Origin of the sequence: Comamonas terrae (assembly GCF_001544075.1) — a bacterium.
Lineage (GTDB): Bacteria > Pseudomonadota > Gammaproteobacteria > Burkholderiales > Burkholderiaceae_C > Comamonas > Comamonas terrae.
The window spans coordinates 340691-360409 of the sequence record NZ_BCNT01000003.1 but is presented as its reverse complement, the minus strand read 5'-3'; the positions used below and the strand labels follow the sequence as shown (position 1 = coordinate 360409).

Sequence of the window (19719 nt, the reverse complement as noted above, 5' to 3'; positions counted from 1 at the left end):
GCAAATCCAGTATCCCCCGTCAGACAAAGGGCTGTGTGGATGTAGGGCGTCCACCTAAAATGGCAGTTCTCGTGCTTCGCGGAAGCGAGCACGCTTTTTGCCTGGGCCTTTGGCGCATGGCGCTGGATATCGGCTTGAACGGGAGTGCGGTTGTGGACGGATTGGTGAATTGGCTGGCCAATGGCCTGTGGGAGCTGTCGTGGTGGCAGCTGCTGCTCTATACCCTGGCCACCACGCACATCACCATCGCCGCGGTCACCATCTACCTGCACCGTTGCCAGGCCCACCGGGCATTGGACTTGGGGCCTGTGCCCTCGCATTTCTTCCGCTTCTGGCTGTGGCTGGGCACGGGCATGGTCACCAAGCAATGGGTGGCCATCCACCGCAAGCACCATGCCAAGTGCGAGACCGCCGAAGATCCGCACAGCCCGCAGACACGCGGCCTGGGCACCGTGATGCGCCGCGGCGCCGAGCTGTACCGCGAGGAAGCGAAAAACGAGGACACGCTGCGCAAGTTCGGCCACGGCACGCCCGACGACTGGATGGAGCGCAATGTGTACCGCCATTCGGTGCTGGGCCCCTCGCTGATGCTGATCCTCGATGTGGCGCTGTTCGGCGCCATCGGCCTGTCCATCTGGGCCGTGCAGATGGTCTGGATTCCGTTCTGGGCGGCCGGCGTGGTCAATGGCGTGGGCCACTACTGGGGTTACCGCAACTACGAGGCGCCCGATGCCTCCACCAATCTCGTGCCCTGGGGGTTGATCATCGGCGGCGAGGAGCTGCACAACAACCACCATACCTATCCGACCTCGGCCAAGTTCTCTGTCAAGCGCTACGAGTTCGACATCGGCTGGCTCTATATCAGCGCCATGCAGAAGATGGGCTGGGCCAAGGTCAAGAAGACGCCGCCGCGCTTGCGCATGGGCGCCGTCAAGCCCGTGGCCGACGAGCTGACTCTCGAGGCCGTGATTGCCAATCGCTACGAAGTCATGGCCCGCTATGCGCGCGGCGTGCGTGCCGCCGTGCGGCAGGAGCTGGACGTGCTCAGGCAGCGCAAGGCCCAGAAGGCCGATGTCTCGCTGCTGCTGGCAGCCCAGCGCTGGCTGCATCGCGACAACGACAAGGTGCCCGAGCGCGCCCAGGCCCAGCTGGCCCAGGCGCGCGCGGCCCATCCCGTGATCGACCAGATGCTGATCATGCGCGAGGAGCTGCGCCAGCTGTGGCTCAACACCACGCTGAGCCGCGAACAGCTGACCAGCCAGCTGCAGGCCTGGTGCCAGCGTGCCGAAGCCAGCGGCATCGCCATGCTCAAGGAGTTCTCCGTCAAGCTGCGCGCTGCCCACGCTTGATGCCGGTAGCGGATTCGCGGCCGCCTGGCCGGTAGCGAGCAATCCACCGCCTCAGGCCCTCAAGGCCGAGGCGGTTTTTGCTGGCTGCGGGCATGCCCGGCTGCACCTGCACGCTGCTGCGCTCGCCCACGCAGACCAGCTGGACCCAGAGCCTGCCGGGTGCGCGCCAGCTTTGCCCGTTGCGCAGGCACATGCTGTAGCCCGAGCAGGCATCCAAGGCCGCCAGCGGCGTGGCGCTCAGCTGGATGGGCGCACCCAGGCAGGTCAGGGTGCTGCCTTCGGTCAGTGCCAGTGTCAGCATCTGGCCGGGGGACAGTGGGTGGCGCTGCGAGGCGCTGTTTTGGCGGGTTTCGGTATGCACGGGATGGCCCTGTTTGGAGGTGATTCAGGGTTTCCAGCTTAGGTTGGGGCCCGGTTTGACGACAGGCACAGCATCCGGCCGGGGCAGGCGTATCAATGCAGATTTTCCGGCGGCTGTTCCGGTCGGTTCGCGGCTTATCTGTATCTGTTGCAGAACAGGATCGGCTGGCATGATGGGGACGGAAAAGCGCTTTCACTATCATGCTGACACCTGCCGTTCTTGAGTCCTCGCCAGCTGCAAATCCGGCCTTGCCGCTGTACCAGCGGCTGGCCGCCACCTATGGCACGGCTATTGCGCTGGGCACGCTCAAGGCGGGTGAGCGCATGCCTTCGGTGCGCGAGCTGATGGCACGGCACGACATCAGCCTGTCCACGGCCCTGCAGGTGCTGCGCTATCTGGAAGAGCACGGCTGCCTGGAAGCCAGGCCCCGCGTCGGCTATTTTGTGCGCGCCGCGGCGGCGGCCCTGCCGCTGGCCAGCGAACCGGACCTGAGCCAGCCCGTGCAGCCCAACCCCCATGCGCATTTCGTGGGCATCAACGAGCACATCTCGCTGCTGCTGGAGCGGGGCCGGCAGGCGGATGTGTATATGGATCTCGGCGGCTGCACGCCGCCGGCGGCGCTGTTCGACCATCACTACCTGAACAAGACCGTCACCCGCCTGCTGCGCGCGCACCCGACGCTGCTGTCGCAGGGACGCTCGCTGCTGGCCAACCAGGGCAACCATCCCGAGTTCCAGCAGGCCATGGCGCGACGGGCGCTGGCGTCGGGCATCCGCGTGGCGCCGGCAGATGTGCTGGCCACCACCGGCAACTCCGAAGGCGTCAGCCTGGCGCTGGCCGCCGTGGCCTCGCCAGGGGATATGGTGGCCGTGGAGTCGCCCACCTATTACGGGCTGCTGCAGGTCGTCGAATCGCTGCAGCTGAAGGCGCTGGAGATCCCCTGCAGCCCGCGCACGGGCATGTCGATCGAGGCGCTGGAGCTGGCCTTCCAGACGCAGCCGCGCCTGAAGGCGGTGGTGGTCGTGCCCGAGCTGCAGATGCCGCTGGGTGCGCGCATGCCCGACGAGCACAAGGCCCGGCTGGTCGCGCTGTGCGCCACCCATGGCGCGGCGCTGATCGAAGACGATTCCTACGGCCTGTTCGTGGAGGGGCCGCAGGCTGTCCGTCCGCTCAAGGCCTGGGACAGCGTTTCAGGCCATGTGATCTATTGCCAGGCCTTCAACAAAAGCCTGGCGCCCGGGTTGCGCCAGGGCTGGATGAATGCGGGCCAGTGGCATGGACGGGTGCAGATGCTCAAGTTCGCGCAAAGCCGAAACACCCAGACGCTGGGCCAGCTCGTGGTGGCCGAAGTGCTGGGCTCGCCCACACACCAGCGCAGCCTGGAAAAGCTCAGGCAATTGCTGCGCAAGCAGCGCGAAGCCATGGCCAGGCTGGTGGCGCGGCACTTTCCTGTGGGTACGCGCCTGAGCCTGCCTGCCGGGGGACTGTGCCTGTGGCTGGAGTTTCCTGCGGAGATGTCCACGTCCGAGCTGTTCGCGGCCGCACTGGACAAGGGCATACGCATTGCGCCCGGAAGCATGTTTTCCAATTCGGGCCGCTATGAGCACTGCATGCGTCTGGCCTGTACCCATCCCGTCGATGGCTTGATGGAGCAGGCCATGGCCACGCTGGGCGCAATGGCCTGCAGGCAGCTGGGCCAGAATCCGCGCAGCTAGGAGCGGGAGCCCGGCCGCTTGGAAGTACGGCGGGACGTCTCCGCAAGAGCGGCGTTCCTACTTCGCCAGCTGGCCCGCAAGGCATTGGCGCATGTATTCGCGGGCCTTGGAGCCTTCTTTGTAGAAGGTGGTGATGACGTTCCTGCCGTCAACGGACACCCTGAAGTCCGCCTGTTCCTCCAGCTCCTTGATCAGCGCTTCGGGCCCTGCAAGCGCAAAGGCGAGAGCGCCCCATTTCCCCTCGGTAATGGCGTAGTTGATCGCGCCTACTTCCTGGGGCTGCTCCTTGTTCTGGACCAGGGTGGTTCTGACTTTCCGGGGGCTGGCGGGTTTGGGAATGTCCATGCCCAGAAAGGTCAGGAGTGCGCCCTTGTGCGAGGCAGTCGGCCCGGAAAGCTGGACGGCGCCGGACAGGCTGCCGAAAGTCGCGGCGCATTGCAGACCCGAGCGCGGATTCCGCTCGTCATGCGAGAAAGTCCAGTAGCCCTTGCGCAGCTTCTGGAACTCGGGGTCCCGGGCAATCCTCTGGCCTTCCTCCACGAGCTCCTGCCCTTCGCGCAACAGGTCCATGTGGATGCCTGCCATGCCGGCCAGTGCGTCGGCGGGCGAGCTCTCTGCAGGCTGGCTTGCCGCGGGAGCGGCACCGTTCTGTACGCAGACGGGCACGGATGCCAGGCCGGGCGATCCTCCGGTCATGCCGACCTGCCGCTGGCCGGGCCCTGGACCGGTGGGGCATACGAATGTCTGGCCAAGGACGGCTGGCGACATGGCAAGCGAAATGAGCAGTGCTGCACCCGGCATTCCTCGATTCATGGGATCCCTCCGTCCTCGTTGAAAAGCGCCAAGTATAGGGAGGGTTCCTGCGCGGGCCTTCGGCCACTGCGTGCATAAAAAAACCGCCTGCACTTGCGTGAGGCGGTTTTTTTGGAGCAAGGCCGAATTACTTCAGCTTCACTTCCTTGTACTCGACGTGCTTGCGAGCCTTGGGGTCGAACTTCGTGATCGACATCTTTTCAGGCATCGTCTTCTTGTTCTTGGTCGTGGTGTAGAAGTGGCCGGTACCTGCAGTGGATTCCAGCTTGATCTTTTCGCGTCCGCCTTTAGCAGCCATGATTTTTCTCCTTCGGGGAATTAAGCCTGGCCACGAGCGCGCATGTCTGCGAGCACGGAGTCAATACCGTTCTTGTCGATCAGACGCAGAGCAGCGCTGGAAACGCGCAGGCGCACCCAACGGTTTTCGCTCTCCACCCAGAAACGGCGGTATTGCAGGTTGGGCAGGAAACGACGCTTGGTCTTGTTGTTGGCGTGGGAAACATTGTTGCCCACCATGGGCTTCTTGCCCGTTACTTCACATACGCGTGCCATGAGGACACTCCGATAGTTTTAAACGGTCGACAACACCGGAGAGCCTGCGCAAGCAGGCTGGGTTGCCGACCTCACCTCGCCAGTTTTCATTGGGTGGCGGTAGCCCGGATTTGCAGGAGTGTCCGGCGCGGCGCAAAGCCTGGCTTCGCTCGCTTCAGACGGTTTCAGATCCAGCAAAGCCTGCGATTATAGCGTTTTCGGCAAAAAGCCCCCGGACCCGCACATATCTGGCGAAGTCCAGGGGCTTTTTGCTCTGCCTGGCCGTCGGCCGGGCAGCAAGGGGTCACTCCTGCTCGAGGAAGCGCTGGGCGTCGAGCGCCGCCATGCAGCCCGTGCCGGCGCTGGTGATGGCCTGGCGGTACACATGGTCCTGGCAGTCGCCGGCGGCAAACACGCCGGGCACGCTGGTCTGGGTGGCAAAGCCCTTGAGGCCGCCCTGGGTCACGATGTAGCCGTTTTCCATCTCCAGCTGGCCCTGGAAGATATCGGTGTTGGGATGGTGGCCGATGGCGATGAAGGCGCCTTGCAGGGCGATTTCCTCGGTATGGCCGTCCTGGGTGTGCTTGATGCGGATGCCGGTCACGCCGCTCTGGTCGCCCAGCACCTCGTCGAGCGTGAAGTGGGTCTTGAGCTCGATCTTGCCTTCCTTGACCTTTTCCATCAGCTTGTCCACCAGGATGGGCTCCGCCTTGAACTTGTCGCGGCGGTGCACCAGGGTGACCTTGCTCGCGATATTGGACAGGTACAGCGCTTCTTCCACGGCGGTGTTGCCGCCGCCGATCACGCACACGGGTTGCTCGCGGTAGAAGAAACCGTCGCAGGTGGCGCAGGCCGACACGCCGCGGCCCATGAAGGCCTCCTCGGAAGGCAGGCCCAGGTACTTGGCCGAGGCGCCGGTGGCGATGATCAGCGAGTCGCAGGTGTAGGTGCCGCTGTCGCCGGTCAGCGTGAACGGACGCTTGGAAAAGTCGACCTTGTGGATGTGATCAAAGACAATCTGGGTCTTGAAGCGCTCGGCATGTTCGAGAAAGCGCTGCATCAGCTCCGGGCCCTGCACGCCCATCACGTCGGCGGGCCAGTTGTCCACTTCGGTGGTCGTCATCAGCTGGCCGCCCTGGGCCATGCCCGTGATGAGCAGGGGTTTGAGGTTGGCGCGGGCCGCATACACGGCTGCCGTGTAGCCGGCGGGGCCGGAGCCGAGAATGAGGACTTGTGCGTGTTGTGTTGTAGAAGACATGAAACGGGGCTCTGTTAAAAAAGCATGCCGACAACCGGCGCGAACAGGTTGGGGTTTGACAGGATAGGTATGGGAGTATCGCTCGTGATCAAGAGTTGCGTTCTGTGCCGCTTTAATCGCCGCAATTGTTAAAAATGATGCTGATGGATCGGTTGCGCTGTCCGGCGTTGTGTTTTGTTGCAAGTGCTTGCATTACGCTAGCTGGCTGCTTCGGCCGTTTCCATGGCCAGGCCAAGGGCCTGGGGTAAGCTCCCGCTGTTTATGACTTATTCATTGAACGCTCTGAAAGCGTCTTCTTCTGGCAAGGCCAAATCCCGCACGCCGCCTGTGCGCTATGGGGTGATCCGCTTCAGCCAGGAGGTCCTGCTCATGATGGGACTGCTGGCCCTGGTGTTCTGGCTCATGGCCATGTTCACCTATTCGCCGCAGGACCCGGCCTGGTCCACTTCGGGCAACGGGCACCTGACCTTCGTCCACAACTGGATGGGGCGGGTCGGTGCCTGGCTGGCCGATGCCTGCTATTTCGGCTTCGGCATGTCGATCTGGTGGCTGGTGCTGGCCGCCGTCCAGACTTGGTGCTTTGCGCTGATGCGCTGGATCCGCGGCGGCACGGACAAGGAGGGCGCGCAGCTGTCCCTGATGCCGCTGTGGCGCCGCCGCTTCCTGTTCTGGGGCGGATTGTTCCTGCTCATGTCCTCCAGCTGCGCGCTCGAATGGACGCGCCTGTACCGCTTCGAAAGCATGCTGCCCGGCCCCGCCGGCGGCGTGTTCGGCTACATGGTGGGCCTGCACAGCCTGCAGTGGCTGGGCTTTACCGGCTCGGGGCTGATCGGCATCTGCCTGTTCATACTCGGCACGGCCATGGTGTTCGGCTTTTCCTGGGGCAGCCTGGCCGAGGGCCTGGGCGCGCGCCTGGACGGGCTGGTCCAGTTCGGCCGCGAGCGCCGCGAGATCGCCAGGGACGCAGCGGCCGGCCGCAAGGCCGCGCGCGAGCGCGAGGAGGTGATCCAGGAGCGCAGCGAAGGCGCGGAAACCGGCGTGCACCAGCCCGTGCAGATCATCGAGCCGGTGCTGCAGGAAGCGGCCCAGCCCAGCGTGCGCGTGGTCAAGGAGCGCCAGCAGCCGCTGTTCACCGACCATCCGGACAGCAGGCTGCCGCAGGTGGATCTGCTCGACGCGGCGCAGCAGCGCCAGGAAAGCGTCTCGCCCGAGACGCTGGAAATGACCAGCCGCCTCATCGAAAAGCGCCTCAAGGACTTCGGCGTCGAAGTGCGCGTGGTCGCCGCCATGCCCGGCCCCGTGATCACCCGCTACGAGATCGAGCCGGCCACGGGCGTCAAGGGCTCGCAGATCGTGAACCTTGCCAAGGATCTGGCGCGCTCGCTGTCGCTGGTGTCCATCCGCGTGATCGAGACCATTCCGGGCAAGAACTACATGGCCCTCGAATTGCCCAATGCCAAGCGCCAGTCCATCCGCCTGTCGGAAGTGCTGGGCTCGCAGGTCTACCACGATGCCAAGAGCCTGCTGACCATGGGCCTGGGCAAGGACATCGTGGGCAACCCGGTGGTGGCCGACCTGGCCAAGATGCCGCACGTGCTGGTGGCCGGCACCACGGGTTCGGGCAAGTCGGTGGGCATCAACGCCATGATCCTGTCGCTGCTGTACAAGGCGGAGGCGCGCGACGTGCGCCTGATGATGATCGACCCCAAGATGCTGGAAATGTCGGTCTACGAGGGCATTCCGCATCTGCTGTGTCCCGTGGTCACCGACATGAAGCAGGCCGCCAACGGCCTGAACTGGTGCGTGGCCGAGATGGAGCGCCGCTACAAGCTCATGAGCAAGCTGGGCGTGCGCAACCTGGCCGGCTACAACGCCAAGATCGACGAGGCCCGGGCGCGCGAGGAATCGATCCCGAACCCGTTCAGCCTCACGCCCGAGGATCCCGAGCCGCTGCAGCGCCTGCCGCACATCGTCATCGTCATCGACGAGCTGGCCGACCTGATGATGGTCGTCGGCAAGAAGATCGAGGAGCTGATCGCCCGCCTGGCCCAGAAGGCGCGCGCGGCCGGCATCCACCTGATCCTGGCCACCCAGCGCCCCAGCGTGGACGTGATCACGGGCCTGATCAAGGCCAACATCCCGACACGCATCGCCTTCCAGGTGTCGAGCAAGATCGACAGCCGCACGGTGCTGGACCAGATGGGCGCCGAGTCGCTGCTGGGCATGGGCGACATGCTCTACATGGCCAGCGGCACGGGCCTGCCGATCCGCGTGCATGGCGCCTTCGTCTCGGACGACGAGGTGCACCGCGTCGTCAGCTATCTCAAGGAGCAGGGCGAAGCCGACTACATCGAAGGCGTGCTGGAAGGCGGCACCACCGATGGCGACGGCGATGACGATGGAGAAGGCGGCGGCAGCGGCGAAAAGGACGAGCTCTACGACCAGGCCGTGGAGATCGTGCTCAAGGATCGCAAGGCCAGCATCTCCTACGTGCAGCGCAAGCTGCGCATAGGCTACAACCGCTCGGCAAACCTGCTCGAGCAGATGGAGCGGGCCGGCCTGGTCAGCTCGCTCACGTCCAGCGGCCAGCGCGAAGTGCTGGTGCCGGCCCGGGAATCCTGATGCCCCGAGCCGCGAGACGGCTCGGCGCACCCCGCCAGGGACTTATCGGAGAGCTTCTATGAAGAAAATGATCACTGCGATTTTGATGGCCGGCAGCGCAGGCCTGGCACTGGCCGACGGGCTGCAGAGCCTGGAAGCGTTCATGAAGAACGCCCAGGCCGGCAAGGCCGAGTTCACCCAGGCCGTGACGGCGCCGGCCAAGGACGGCCAGGAAGCGCGCACCAAGAATTCCAGCGGCAGCTTCGAATTCCAGCGCCCCGGCAAGTTCAAGTTCGTCTACACCAAGCCCTTCGAGCAGACCATCGTGGCCGACGGCAAGACGCTGTGGCTGTACGACGCGGACCTGAATCAGGTCACGCAGCGCGCACAGGCCCAGGTGCTGGGCAGCACGCCGGCGGCCATCCTGACAGCGGCCACCGACCTGAAGGCGCTGAAGGCGGACTTCGACCTGCAGCCGGCGCCGGACGAGGGCGGGCTGGAGTGGGTGCTGGCCACCCCCAGGGACAAGGCCGGCCAGCTCAAGAGCGTGCGCGTGGGCTTCACGCCGCAGGGCCAGCTGGCCGCGCTCGACATCCTGGACAGCTTCGGCCAGCGCTCGCTGATGCAGTTCAGGCAGCTGCAGACCCTGGGCTCGCTGCCGGCCGCCACCTTCCATTTCACGCCGCCCAAGGGCGCCGATGTGCTCAAGCAATAAGCGCTAAAGAGATTCGGGAAACAAAAAAGGTCTGCATGCAGACCTTTTTTTGAAACTTGCTTCAAGCGTTGCCGGCTCATGTATTGCCAGCAGAAGGCAAGGGCGCAGGCGTGGCCAGCATCCGGTCGGCAATCGCGGCCAGCACGGCGACGGCCAGCACGGGCAGCGTCCAGCCCAGGCTGACCGAGGCGCCGGGCAACTGGCCCAGCCATGGGGGAATCGCATCGGGGCCCATCACGGCCTTGACGGCGTCGCAGATGCCCAGCCCCAGGGCCGCGGCCATGGTGGGGATATAGACCCGGCCGGGCGACTTCCACAGCGAGGACGGCAGGCTCAAGACAACCAGGGCGATGGCTGGCGGGTAGATGGCGACCAGCACCGGCTCGGCCAGCGCAATCAGCTGTTCCAGCCCCTGGTTGGACACCGCCAGGCTGAACAGGCTGATGGCAACCACGGTGCGGCGGTAGCCCCAGCCCGTGAGCTGGCCGAAATAGGTGGCGCAGGCGCTGACCAGGCCCACGCCCGTGGTCAGGCAGGCCAGCAGGATGACCACGGCCAGCAGCACCATGCCCCAGCGGCCGAAGGTGTGCTGCACATAAGAGGTCAGGATCTGCACGCCCGTGGCGGCGTCCGGCGCCAGGGCGCCACTGGTGGCGCCCAGGTAGACCAGGGACACATAGACCAGGCCCAGGCCCGTGGCGGCCATGATGCCGGCGATGATGGCGTAGCGGGTGTGCAGGCGCGCGTCGCAGATGCCGCAGTCCCTGATGGCGTGGATGATCACGATGCCGAAGACCAGGGCCGCGAGTGCATCCATGGTCTGGTAGCCCTGCAGAAAGCCCTGGCCCAGGGCCATGCCGGCGCTCTGGTAGCCGGCCGCGGCCGTGCCGGGACCGCCGGCCGGCAGCATGAAGGCCGCGCTGCCCAGTACGGCCAGGGCCACGATCAGCACCGGCGTGATGAGCTTGCCGATGTTGTCCACCAGCTTGCCGGGGTACAGCGACAGCAGCATGGTCAGGCCGAAATAGGCCACCGAGTAGGCGAAAAGTGCCGTGGGCGAGGAGCCGGTCAGCGGGGCGATGCCCAGCTCGAACGACACCGTGGCCGTGCGCGGCGTGGCGAAGAACGGGCCTATGCACAGGTACACCGCTATGCCGAGCACGGTGCCCGCGACGGTGCCGATGGGCGCGGTAATGGTCTTGATGCCGCCGCCCACGCGGGCCATGGCCACCACGGTCAGCAGCGGCAGGCCCACGCCGGTGAGCAGAAAACCGGCGGCCGCGCCCCACAGGTGCTCGCCCGCGGCCTTGCCGACGATGGGGGGGAAAATGATGTTGCCTGCGCCCAGGAACAGCGCAAAGGTCATGAAGCCGAGGGCGATCAGGTCCCGCGTCTTGAGTTGTGTCATACGAAAAAGCCCGGGCCTGCCGCAAGGCACGCAGCAAAGGCCATGGAAGTTGGAATCAAGTGCGATGGCGGATTCCGAGTTCCGGCTGAGGGCGGGTGGCCGCATCAGGCGCCGGGATTGCCAGGCCCTGTGGATGGCGGCAGGCGGCTGGGGAATCAGAGGGGCTGGGCCGTTTAAGCTTGTGGCTGGCAGACCAGAAAAGCCGATATCCATAACGAAGAGGGGATTCTTCGCCGATGGAGAGCAATAATCCGCTGAAACCCTATTCTGCCTGATAAGAAGTTCTGATATATGGCAACACCTGCAACAAACCCTTCGGCAGCCTCTGATTTGTTCGGCGGCAAGGCCGGCGCTTCGGCCCCGCACCAGCCGCTGGCCGAGCGTTTGCGCCCCCGCACGCTGGCCGAGGTGATAGGCCAGCAGCATGTGCTGGGGCCGGGCATGCCGCTGCGCCTGGCCTTCGAATCGGGCCGGCCGCACAGCTGCATCCTCTGGGGCCCGCCCGGCGTGGGCAAGACCACGATCGCGCGGCTCATGGCCGATGCCTTCGATGCGCAGTTCATCTCCATCAGCGCCGTGCTGGGCGGCGTCAAGGACATCCGCGAGGCCGTGGAGCGCGCCCAGTCCGCGCGCGACGGATTGATGCAGCAGCGCACCATCGTCTTCGTGGACGAGGTGCACCGCTTCAACAAAAGCCAGCAGGACGCCTTTCTGCCGCATGTGGAAAGCGGGCTGTTCACCTTCATCGGCGCGACCACCGAGAACCCGTCGTTCGAGGTCAATTCGGCGCTGCTGTCGCGCGCGGCGGTCTATGTGCTGCAGTCGCTGGGCGAGGACGATCTCAAGCAGATCGTGGCCAAGGCCCAGGCTATACAAGCGGTTCCCGCTATCGAAGACGAAGCGCTGCAGCGCCTGATCGCCTATGCCGACGGCGATGCGCGCCGATTGCTGAACACACTGGAGACGCTGGCCATCACGGCCGAGCAGGCCCAGGTGGAGCGCATCACCGATACCTGGCTGCTGCAGGTGCTGGGCGAGCGCATGCGCCGCTACGACAAGGGCGGCGAGCAGTTCTACGACACCATCAGCGCGCTGCACAAATCGGTGCGCGGCTCCGATCCCGATGCGGCTCTGTACTGGTTCTGCCGCATGCTGGACGGCGGCGCCGACCCGCGCTACCTGGCGCGGCGCATCGTGCGCATGGCCTGGGAGGACATCGGCCTGGCCGACCCGCGGGCCATGCAGATGTGCAACGATGCGGCCGCCACCTACGAGCGCCTGGGCAGTCCCGAGGGCGAGCTGGCGCTGGCGCAGGCCGTGATCTACCTGGCCGTGGCGCCCAAAAGCAATGCCGGCTACATGGCCTACAACAAGGCCAAGGCCTTCGTGAAGGGCGACGCCACGCGGCCCGTGCCGCTGCACCTGCGCAATGCGCCGACCCAGCTCATGAAGCAGCTGGACTACGGCAGGAACTACCGCTACGCGCACAGCGAGGAAGGCGGCTTTGCGGCGGGCGAGACATATCTGCCCGACGGCATGGAGGAGCCCGGCTTCTACCAGCCCGTGCCGCGCGGGCTGGAGATCAAGATCGGCCAGAAGCTCGAGGAGCTGCGCGCGCTCAATGCTGCCGCGCGGGCGCAGGCCGGAGGTGAATCCACGGAAGAGTGAATCAGGCGGCGCCTGGCGTGTCCAGGGCGAGCTGTATGCGTTCGCGCAGCAGCGGCAGCACCTCGGCCTCGAACCAGGGGTGGCGCTTGATCCAGGCCATGTTGCGCGGGCTGGGGTGGGGCAGGGGGACCACCGGCCCCGGCGCCTGGAGCCAGGCGGCCACCGCATCGGCCAGCATGGCGCGCGCCTGCCCGGGGCAATGCCAGGCCAGCGCATAGCGGCCCAGCACCACGGTCAGCTCGATCTGCGGCAACGCCGCCAGCAGGGGCATGCGCCAGGCCGGTGCGCATTCGGGCCGCGGCGGCAGGTCGCCGCTCCTGCCGGTGCCGGGAAAGCACAGGCCCATGGGGACGATGGCCACGCGGCTGGCATCGTAGAACTGCGCGCGCGTCAGGCCCAGCCAGGCGCGCAGGCGCTCGCCGCTCACGTCGTCGAACGGGATGCCGCTCAGATGGGCGCGCCGCCCCGGCGCCTGGCCCGCAATCAGGATGCGCGCGCCGCTGCCGGCCTGCAGCAGGGGCCTGGGGCCCAGCGGCAGGCCCTGACACAGCGTGCAGGCGCGCACGCGCTCAAGCAGCGCATCGAGCGGCGGCGCTTCGGAAGGGGCAGGGCGGGGCGGATTCATGCGGAGCGTATGGTTCTCAAGGGCCTGGGCGTTGCCGGCAGGCTGCATGCCAGCATGCTTTCATCTACTGAAATGCTAGCGGCAGACGCCTGCTTTTCGTATGTTTGAGCATTCAACAAAGGTTAAGTGCTTGTTTTGAAAGCGGTAGCTGCTACTTTTTTTTCATGTTGCACTGCCGTATAAAAGCCTTGCCTCCTCTTGTAAAGCCACGGGAAACCCCGCCCTTACGCAGGGGCGGGCGCTGCCTAGAATCGCGCCAGCTTCCTGCTGCGTGCGGCCCACAAAGCCGTCAGACCGCCCGAGCGGACCAACAAGGCAGGGGCGGACATGGCATCGCTGGCTCCGTCGTTCGGGATGAGAGGCTTGCAGTGTCTCCATCTTTGACGGGAGAAGGAGTGCGCGCGTATGGATATCCTGCTGCAGCAGATCATCAACGGTCTGGTCCTGGGCAGCATGTATGCCTTGATAGCCCTGGGCTACACCATGGTGTACGGCATCATTCAGCTGATCAACTTCGCCCACGGCGAGGTGCTGATGGTCGGCGCGCTGACCAGCTGGAGCTGCATAGGCCTGATGCAGGAGGCCATGCCCTACTTGCCTGGCTGGCTCATGCTGCTGATCGCCACCGTCATTGCCTGCGTGGTGGCCGCGACGCTGAATTTCGCCATCGAGAAAATCGCCTACCGTCCGCTGCGCAACAGCCCGCGCCTGGCGCCGCTGATCACCGCCATCGGCGTGTCCATCCTGCTGCAGACGCTGGCCATGATCATCTGGAAGCCCAACTACAAGGCCTATCCCACGCTGCTGCCCTCCATTCCCTATGAGATCGGCACGGCGGTGATCACGCCCACGCAGATCCTGGTGCTGGCGGTGACGGTGGTGGCGCTGGTCACGCTGATGTACCTGGTCAACTACACGAAGCTGGGCCGCGCCATGCGCGCCACGGCCGAGAATCCGCGCGTGGCCGCGTTGATGGGCGTCAAGCCCGACATGGTGATCTCGGCCACCTTCATCATCGGTGCCGTGCTGGCGGCCATCGCGGGCATCATGTATGCCTCGAACTACGGCACGGCCCACCACACCATGGGCTTTCTGCCCGGCCTCAAGGCCTTCACGGCGGCCGTGTTCGGCGGCATCGGCAACCTTGCGGGCGCCGTCGTCGGCGGTCTGCTGCTGGGGCTGATCGAATCCATCGGCTCGGGCTACATCGGCGACCTGACGGGCGGCGTGCTGGGCAGCCAGTACACCGACATCTTTGCCTTCATCGTGCTCATCATCATCCTCACGCTGCGCCCCTCGGGCCTGCTGGGCGAGCGCGTGGCCGACCGTGCCTGAAAGGACTGCCATGAAAGACAACAAGGCACTCAAATGGCTGTGCGGCGGCCTGGCGCTGCTGGTGCTGCCGCTGATCCTGCAATATTTCGGCAACGCCTGGGTGCGCATCGCCGACCTGGCCCTGCTGTACGTGATGCTGGCGCTGGGCCTGAACATCGTGGTGGGCTACGCGGGCCTGCTGGACCTGGGCTATGTGGCCTTCTATGCGGTGGGGGCCTACATGTTCGCGCTCATGGCATCGCCCCATCTGGGCGAGACCTTCGAGTGGTTCAGCGCCATGTTCCCCGACGGCATGCACACCTCCATCTGGCTGGTGATTCCGCTGGGCGTCTTCCTCGCGGCCTGCACGGGCGTGCTGCTGGGGCTGCCGGTGCTGCGCCTGCGCGGCGACTACCTGGCCATCGTGACACTGGGCTTCGGCGAGATCATCCGCATCTTCATGAACAACCTGGACCAGCCGGTCAACATCACCAACGGTCCCAAGGGCATCGGCCAGATCGACTCGGTCAAGATCTTCGGCCTGGACCTGGCGCGGCGCCAGGAGATCCTGGGCTTCGATATCGCGTCGGTCACGCTGTACTACTACCTGTTCCTCGCCCTGGTGCTGATCACCATCCTGATCTGCTATCGGCTGCAGGACTCGCGCATCGGCCGCGCCTGGATGGCCATCCGCGAGGACGAGATCGCGGCCAAGGCCATGGGCATCAACACGCGCAATATGAAGCTGCTGGCCTTCGGCATGGGGGCTTCGTTCGGCGGCGTGGCCGGCTCCATGTTCGGTGCCTTCCAGGGCTTTGTCTCGCCCGAATCGTTCAGCCTCATGGAGTCCATCATGATCGTGGCCATGGTCGTGCTGGGCGGCCTGGGCCATATTCCGGGCGTGATCCTGGGCGCCGTGCTGCTCTCGGCCCTGCCCGAGGTGCTGCGCTATGTGGCCGGCCCGCTGCAGCAGATGACCGATGGGCGGCTGGACGCCTCCATCCTGCGCCAGCTGCTGATCGCGCTGGCCATGATCGTCATCATGCTGATGCGCCCGCGCGGCCTGTGGCCTACGCCCGAGCACGGCAAGAATCTGCCGCAGCGGTCCTGAGCACGGAGGAGACGCAATGTCGAACAGCACGGTTTCCACCGTTCTCGAGGTTTCAGGGATCTCCAAGCGCTTCGGCGGCCTGCAGGCCCTGTCGGACGTGAACATGAAGATTGCGCAGGGCCAGGTCTATGGCCTGATCGGGCCCAACGGCGCAGGCAAGACCACGTTCTTCAATGTGATCACGGGCCTGTACACGCCCGATACCGGCCATTTCGAGCTGGCGGGCAAGCCCTACCAGCCCTCGGCCGTCCACAAGGTGGCCCGGGCCGGGATTGCGCGCACCTTCCAGAACATCCGGCTGTTTGCCGAGATGACGGCGCTGGAGAACGTCATGGTCGGGCGCCATGTGCGCACCCACTCCGGCCTGATCGGCGCGGTCTTCCGCACGCGGCGCTTCAAGGCCGAGGAAGCGGCGATCCGCGAGCGCGCCCATGAGCTGCTCAACTATGTAGGCATCGCCAAATATGCGGATTTCAAGGCCCGCACGCTGAGCTACGGCGACCAGCGGCGCCTGGAGATCGCTCGCGCGCTGGCGACCGACCCGCAGCTGATCGCGCTGGACGAGCCGGCGGCCGGCATGAATGCCACCGAAAAGGTGCAGCTGCGCGAACTGATCGACCGTATCCGCAACGACGGGCGCACCATCTTGCTGATCGAGCACGATGTGAAGCTGGTCATGGGCCTGTGCGACCGCGTGACGGTGCTGGACTACGGCAAGCCGATTGCCGAAGGCACGCCGGCCGAGGTGCAGAAAAATGAAAAAGTGATCGAGGCCTACCTGGGTACCGGAGGGCACTGAAATGCAGCAAGCAACGCAAGACCGGCCGGCGGACGCCGCATCGGCCGCCGCCGGCAGGGCAGCAGGCGAGGTGCTGCTGCAGGTCCGGGACCTGAAGGTGGCCTACGGCGGCATCCAGGCCGTCAAGGGCGTGGATTTCGAGGTGCGCCGGGGCGAGCTGGTGTCGCTGATCGGCTCCAATGGTGCGGGCAAGACCACGACCATGAAGGCCGTGACGCGGGGCCTGCCCATGGCGGACGGCGAAATCCTCTACCTGGGCCAGAGCATCCGGAACAAGGGCGCCTGGGACCTGGTGGCGCAGGGCCTGGTCATGGTGCCCGAAGGGCGCGGCGTGTTCGCGCGCATGACGATCACCGAGAACCTGCTCATGGGCGCCTATACGCGCAGCGACAAGGCCGGCATCCAGGCCGACATCGAGCGCATGTTCGGCATCTTCCCGCGCCTCAAGGAGCGCAAGGACCAGCTGGCGGGCACCATGTCCGGCGGCGAGCAGCAGATGCTGGCCATGGCGCGCGCACTGATGAGCCAGCCCAAGGTGCTGCTGCTGGACGAGCCCTCCATGGGCCTGTCGCCCATCATGGTGGACAAGATCTTCGAGGTGGTGCGCGACGTCTATGCGCTGGGCGTGACCCTGGTGCTGGTCGAGCAGAACGCCAGCCGTGCGCTGGCCATCGCCGACCGCGGCTATGTGATGGAGTCGGGCATCATCACCATGACCGGCGCGGGCCAGGAGCTGCTCGATGACCCCCGGGTGCGCGCCGCCTACCTAGGAGAATAAGTAGGTTCCAGCGCCAGGAAAATTCCCCTAAAAATGCTTGGCGTGTCAAAAAAATGACGATTTCGTGACAGCGAGGGCTTGTTGTAACCGGCGTGTATGTGTTCCTTGATTTTCTAGGCTTCAAGAAATCTGTATTTATATATTTCAAAAAGAAATATAAAGAAAAAAAACGCGCATGCCTTCGTCGCCCGTATCACCCTCCTTGAACAGTGCTTTCCGCCGCTTGCTGAAAGGGCGCCAAGGGTTGGCAAGCCACGCCCGCAGCGCTGCAGGCGGAGCCCCTGCTGCCCGAACGGAGCTCCCTGCGGGCCGCCTGGTGCACGGGGCGCCCGGTGTATTTTATTTTTCGTGGCGCTTGATAGGGTTGTCCATGATGCGCGCCAAAACGCAAAAGGCCTCGAGAGTACACTTCGCCCCGTTCAAACCGGGAAGCCATGCCCAGCATGCCTTATGTGGAGCACTGAGTCGCCTGGTTCTATTCTGTCCCCGGTAAGGAGCATTCATGCTGTTTGGCAAGTTATTGCCGCGCGAAGGCAATTTTTTCGAGATGTTCAATCAACATGCGGACCGCATTGTTGATGCGGCACACGCCTTCTCGCAGCTTGTCGCCAATTACAACGACCCGCATCTGCGTGAGAAATACAACGACGATGTGGACAACGCCGAGCGCGCCGCAGACCGCGTGACGCACGACGTCACCACCCTGCTGCACAAGACCTTCATCACGCCGCTGGATCGCGAACACATCCATTCGCTGATCAACACCATGGACGACGTGGCCGACCTGATCCAGGATTCGGCCGAGACCATGGCGCTGTACGACATCCGCCAGATGACGGACGAGATCACGCGCCTGACGGAGCTGTGCGTGCGCTGCTGCGAACGCGTGCGCGACGTGGTCAAGATGCTGGGCCGCATCGCCGATGCGTCGGTGGTCGAGGCGGCGCGCAAGACCTGCGAGGAAATCGACCGTCTCGAAGGCGATGCCGACCGCGTGTTGCGCGCGGCCATGAGCAAGCTGTTCCGCGAAGAGCCCGATGTGCGCGAAGTCATCAAGCTCAAGGCCATCTACGAGCTGCTCGAAACCATTACCGATCGCTGCGAGGACGTAGCCAATCTGGTCGAGGGCATCGTCCTCGAGAACTCCTGACCGCAGCCGGGAGCCGGATATGGAAACCGCACAAGCAGCCCTCTGGGTTGTGATTCTGCTGGTCGCGCTGGCCTTGCTGTTCGATTTCATGAACGGCTTCCACGACGCCGCCAACTCCATTGCCACCGTGGTTTCCACGGGGGTGCTCAAGCCCACGCAGGCCGTGGTGTTTGCGGCCTTCTTCAACGTGATTGCCGTCTTCGTCTTTCACCTGAGCGTTGCCGCCACGGTGGGCAAGGGCATCGTGCAGCCGGGAGTGGTGGACACGCATGTGATCTTCGGCGCCCTGGTGGGCGCCATCGCCTGGAACGTCATTACCTGGATCTACGGCATTCCGAGCAGCTCCTCGCATGCGCTGATCGGCGGCATCGTGGGCTCGGTCATCGCCAAGGCCGGCGCGGGCGCACTGATTGCCGGCGGCATCTGGAAGACCGTGGCCTTCATCTTCGTCTCGCCGGTGCTGGGCTATCTGCTGGGCTCGCTGATGATGGTGCTGGTGGCCTGGATCTGCCGGCGCACCAGTCCGCTGAAGGTGGACCGGTGGTTCCGCAGGCTGCAGTTGCTGTCGGCCAGCGCATACAGCCTGGGCCACGGCGGCAACGATGCCCAAAAGACCATCGGCATCATCTGGCTGCTGCTGATCGCCACCGGCTATGCCAATGCGGGTGACGCGGCGCCTCCCACCTGGACGATTGTGTGCTGCTACATGGCCATCGGCCTGGGAACCATGTTCGGCGGCTGGCGCATCGTGAAGACCATGGGCCAGAAGATCACCAAGCTCAAGCCCGTGGGCGGCTTCTGCGCCGAAAGCGGAGGCGCACTGACGCTGTTCATCGCCACCTTTCTGGGGGTGCCGGTCTCGACCACGCACACCATCACGGGCGCCATCGTAGGCGTGGGCTCCACCCAGCGGGCCAGCGCCGTGCGCTGGGGCGTGGCAGGCAACATCGTCTGGGCCTGGATTCTGACGATTCCGGCCAGCGCTTTCGTCGCGGCAATTGCCTATTGGGTGAGCCTGCAGCTGTACTGATGGGTTGTTGTGATCGGTCGTGTCGGAATTGGTGCAAGGCTGATTCCGGTACGACCGGGGCCAGTGCAACGGGTTCGCAGGGTTTGGGGTTCAACACGGTCTCCGGTTTCGTTCGGTCAACGATTCATTGATCGATGCCATCGGTTAGCTTTCGATCGTGATTCCAGCCCTGTATTCGACCGAGGCAGCGTCCTCTTGCTGGTTCCATGGGGTGGGACTCTTGCGTCCCATCCGCCTCACCTCTTTGACGACAGAGCCCTGTGGCTAAAGATCAATGAGTTTTCGCAGAATCAATGTGAGCCATTGATTCTTTTCGCGTTCCTGGACCAGCTCCTTGTCGATCGTTCGGATGCAGTAGATCGCGTTCTCGAGAAGGCCTCCTAGGACAGTGCCTCGATTCTGTAATCCCACTTTTTCCAAGTCCCTGACGACACGTTGGATGCTCTCCCTTGCATTGGTACTGGGTGTGGCTGCTGTCATCGGTGCTCTTCAT

General features: G+C 64.8%; 18 protein-coding genes. 11 read left to right on the top strand and 7 right to left on the bottom strand.

The features are described 5' to 3' along the window. Window positions 1-116 precede the first annotated feature (116 nt). Window positions 117-1349, top strand: a complete 1233-nt coding sequence (locus Cte04_RS04965) for a DesA family fatty acid desaturase (RefSeq protein WP_066473005.1) — start codon at window positions 117-119, stop codon at window positions 1347-1349. On the opposite strand, the gene Cte04_RS04960 is transcribed toward Cte04_RS04965, so the two are convergent. Beyond that, a complete protein-coding gene (locus Cte04_RS04960; protein ID WP_066473002.1) occupies window positions 1324-1710 on the bottom strand; it encodes a hypothetical protein in 387 nt (128 codons plus the stop codon). The genes Cte04_RS04965 and Cte04_RS04960 overlap by 26 nt on opposite strands. 200 nt (window positions 1711-1910) lie before the next feature. On the opposite strand from Cte04_RS04960, the gene Cte04_RS04955 reads away from it, so the two are divergent. Next, window positions 1911-3425, top strand: coding sequence for an aminotransferase-like domain-containing protein (locus Cte04_RS04955; protein ID WP_066472986.1), 1515 nt, complete (start codon window positions 1911-1913; stop codon window positions 3423-3425). A gap of 57 nt (window positions 3426-3482) precedes the next feature. Here the strand turns inward: Cte04_RS04955 and Cte04_RS04950 are convergent, their stop codons facing one another. The 4 genes from Cte04_RS04950 to trxB all read right to left on the bottom strand — a co-directional run bounded on the left by Cte04_RS04950 (window position 3483) and on the right by trxB (window position 6027). Beyond that, complete coding sequence (locus tag Cte04_RS04950; RefSeq protein ID WP_245633295.1) at window positions 3483-4121, bottom strand: hypothetical protein; 639 nt, start codon at window positions 4119-4121, stop codon at window positions 3483-3485. 244 nt (window positions 4122-4365) lie between these two features. Continuing rightward, window positions 4366-4536, bottom strand: a complete 171-nt coding sequence (rpmG, locus tag Cte04_RS04945) for a 50S ribosomal protein L33 (RefSeq protein WP_066472974.1) — start codon at window positions 4534-4536, stop codon at window positions 4366-4368. A 20-nt stretch (window positions 4537-4556) separates the two neighbouring features. Beyond that, window positions 4557-4790 (bottom strand): 50S ribosomal protein L28, encoded by a 234-nt coding sequence (gene rpmB, locus Cte04_RS04940; protein ID WP_003058229.1) that lies wholly within the window; start codon window positions 4788-4790, stop codon window positions 4557-4559. 283 nt (window positions 4791-5073) lie between these two features. Beyond that, window positions 5074-6027: a thioredoxin-disulfide reductase gene (trxB, locus tag Cte04_RS04935; RefSeq protein WP_066472972.1), complete on the bottom strand. Its 954-nt coding sequence runs from the start codon at window positions 6025-6027 to the stop codon at window positions 5074-5076. 261 nt (window positions 6028-6288) lie between these two features. Between trxB and Cte04_RS04930 the strand changes: the two genes are divergently transcribed. Both Cte04_RS04930 and lolA read left to right on the top strand, forming a co-directional pair. Further along, the gene (locus Cte04_RS04930; RefSeq protein ID WP_066472970.1) at window positions 6289-8649 is read left to right on the top strand and encodes a DNA translocase FtsK; all 2361 of its coding nucleotides are present in this window, start codon (window positions 6289-6291) and stop codon (window positions 8647-8649) included. Window positions 8650-8707: 58 nt separating this feature from the next. Further along, window positions 8708-9343 carry an outer membrane lipoprotein periplasmic chaperone LolA gene (gene lolA / locus Cte04_RS04925; protein ID WP_066472969.1) on the top strand — a complete coding sequence of 212 codons (636 nt, stop codon included), beginning with the start codon at window positions 8708-8710 and terminating at the stop codon, window positions 9341-9343. A 76-nt stretch (window positions 9344-9419) separates the two neighbouring features. Here the strand turns inward: lolA and brnQ are convergent, their stop codons facing one another. Next, window positions 9420-10751 carry a branched-chain amino acid transport system II carrier protein gene (gene brnQ, locus Cte04_RS04920; RefSeq protein ID WP_066472968.1) on the bottom strand — a complete coding sequence of 444 codons (1332 nt, stop codon included), beginning with the start codon at window positions 10749-10751 and terminating at the stop codon, window positions 9420-9422. Window positions 10752-11042: 291 nt separating this feature from the next. Here brnQ and Cte04_RS04915 point away from each other — a divergent pair, with 291 nt between their 5' ends. Next, the gene (locus Cte04_RS04915) at window positions 11043-12419 is read left to right on the top strand and encodes a replication-associated recombination protein A (protein ID WP_245633294.1); all 1377 of its coding nucleotides are present in this window, start codon (window positions 11043-11045) and stop codon (window positions 12417-12419) included. A 1-nt stretch (window position 12420) separates the two neighbouring features. Here the strand turns inward: Cte04_RS04915 and Cte04_RS04910 are convergent, their stop codons facing one another. Beyond that, a complete protein-coding gene (locus Cte04_RS04910) occupies window positions 12421-13044 on the bottom strand; it encodes a uracil-DNA glycosylase family protein (protein WP_066473993.1) in 624 nt (207 codons plus the stop codon). Window positions 13045-13449: 405 nt separating this feature from the next. Here Cte04_RS04910 and Cte04_RS04905 point away from each other — a divergent pair, with 405 nt between their 5' ends. The 6 genes from Cte04_RS04905 (at window position 13450) to Cte04_RS04880 (ending at window position 19226) form a co-directional block, all read left to right on the top strand. After that, the gene (locus tag Cte04_RS04905; RefSeq protein WP_066472961.1) at window positions 13450-14379 is read left to right on the top strand and encodes a branched-chain amino acid ABC transporter permease; all 930 of its coding nucleotides are present in this window, start codon (window positions 13450-13452) and stop codon (window positions 14377-14379) included. A gap of 10 nt (window positions 14380-14389) precedes the next feature. After that, window positions 14390-15469 carry an ABC transporter permease subunit gene (locus tag Cte04_RS04900; protein WP_066472957.1) on the top strand — a complete coding sequence of 360 codons (1080 nt, stop codon included), beginning with the start codon at window positions 14390-14392 and terminating at the stop codon, window positions 15467-15469. Between the two features lie 16 nt (window positions 15470-15485). Beyond that, the gene (locus tag Cte04_RS04895) at window positions 15486-16268 is read left to right on the top strand and encodes an ABC transporter ATP-binding protein (protein WP_066472954.1); all 783 of its coding nucleotides are present in this window, start codon (window positions 15486-15488) and stop codon (window positions 16266-16268) included. 1 nt (window position 16269) lies between these two features. Further along, window positions 16270-17046, top strand: a complete 777-nt coding sequence (locus tag Cte04_RS04890; protein WP_066472951.1) for an ABC transporter ATP-binding protein — start codon at window positions 16270-16272, stop codon at window positions 17044-17046. Window positions 17047-17548: 502 nt separating this feature from the next. Beyond that, window positions 17549-18196, top strand: a complete 648-nt coding sequence (locus tag Cte04_RS04885) for a DUF47 domain-containing protein (protein WP_066472946.1) — start codon at window positions 17549-17551, stop codon at window positions 18194-18196. A gap of 19 nt (window positions 18197-18215) precedes the next feature. Next, complete coding sequence (locus Cte04_RS04880; RefSeq protein ID WP_066472942.1) at window positions 18216-19226, top strand: inorganic phosphate transporter; 1011 nt, start codon at window positions 18216-18218, stop codon at window positions 19224-19226. Window positions 19227-19719 lie beyond the last annotated feature (493 nt).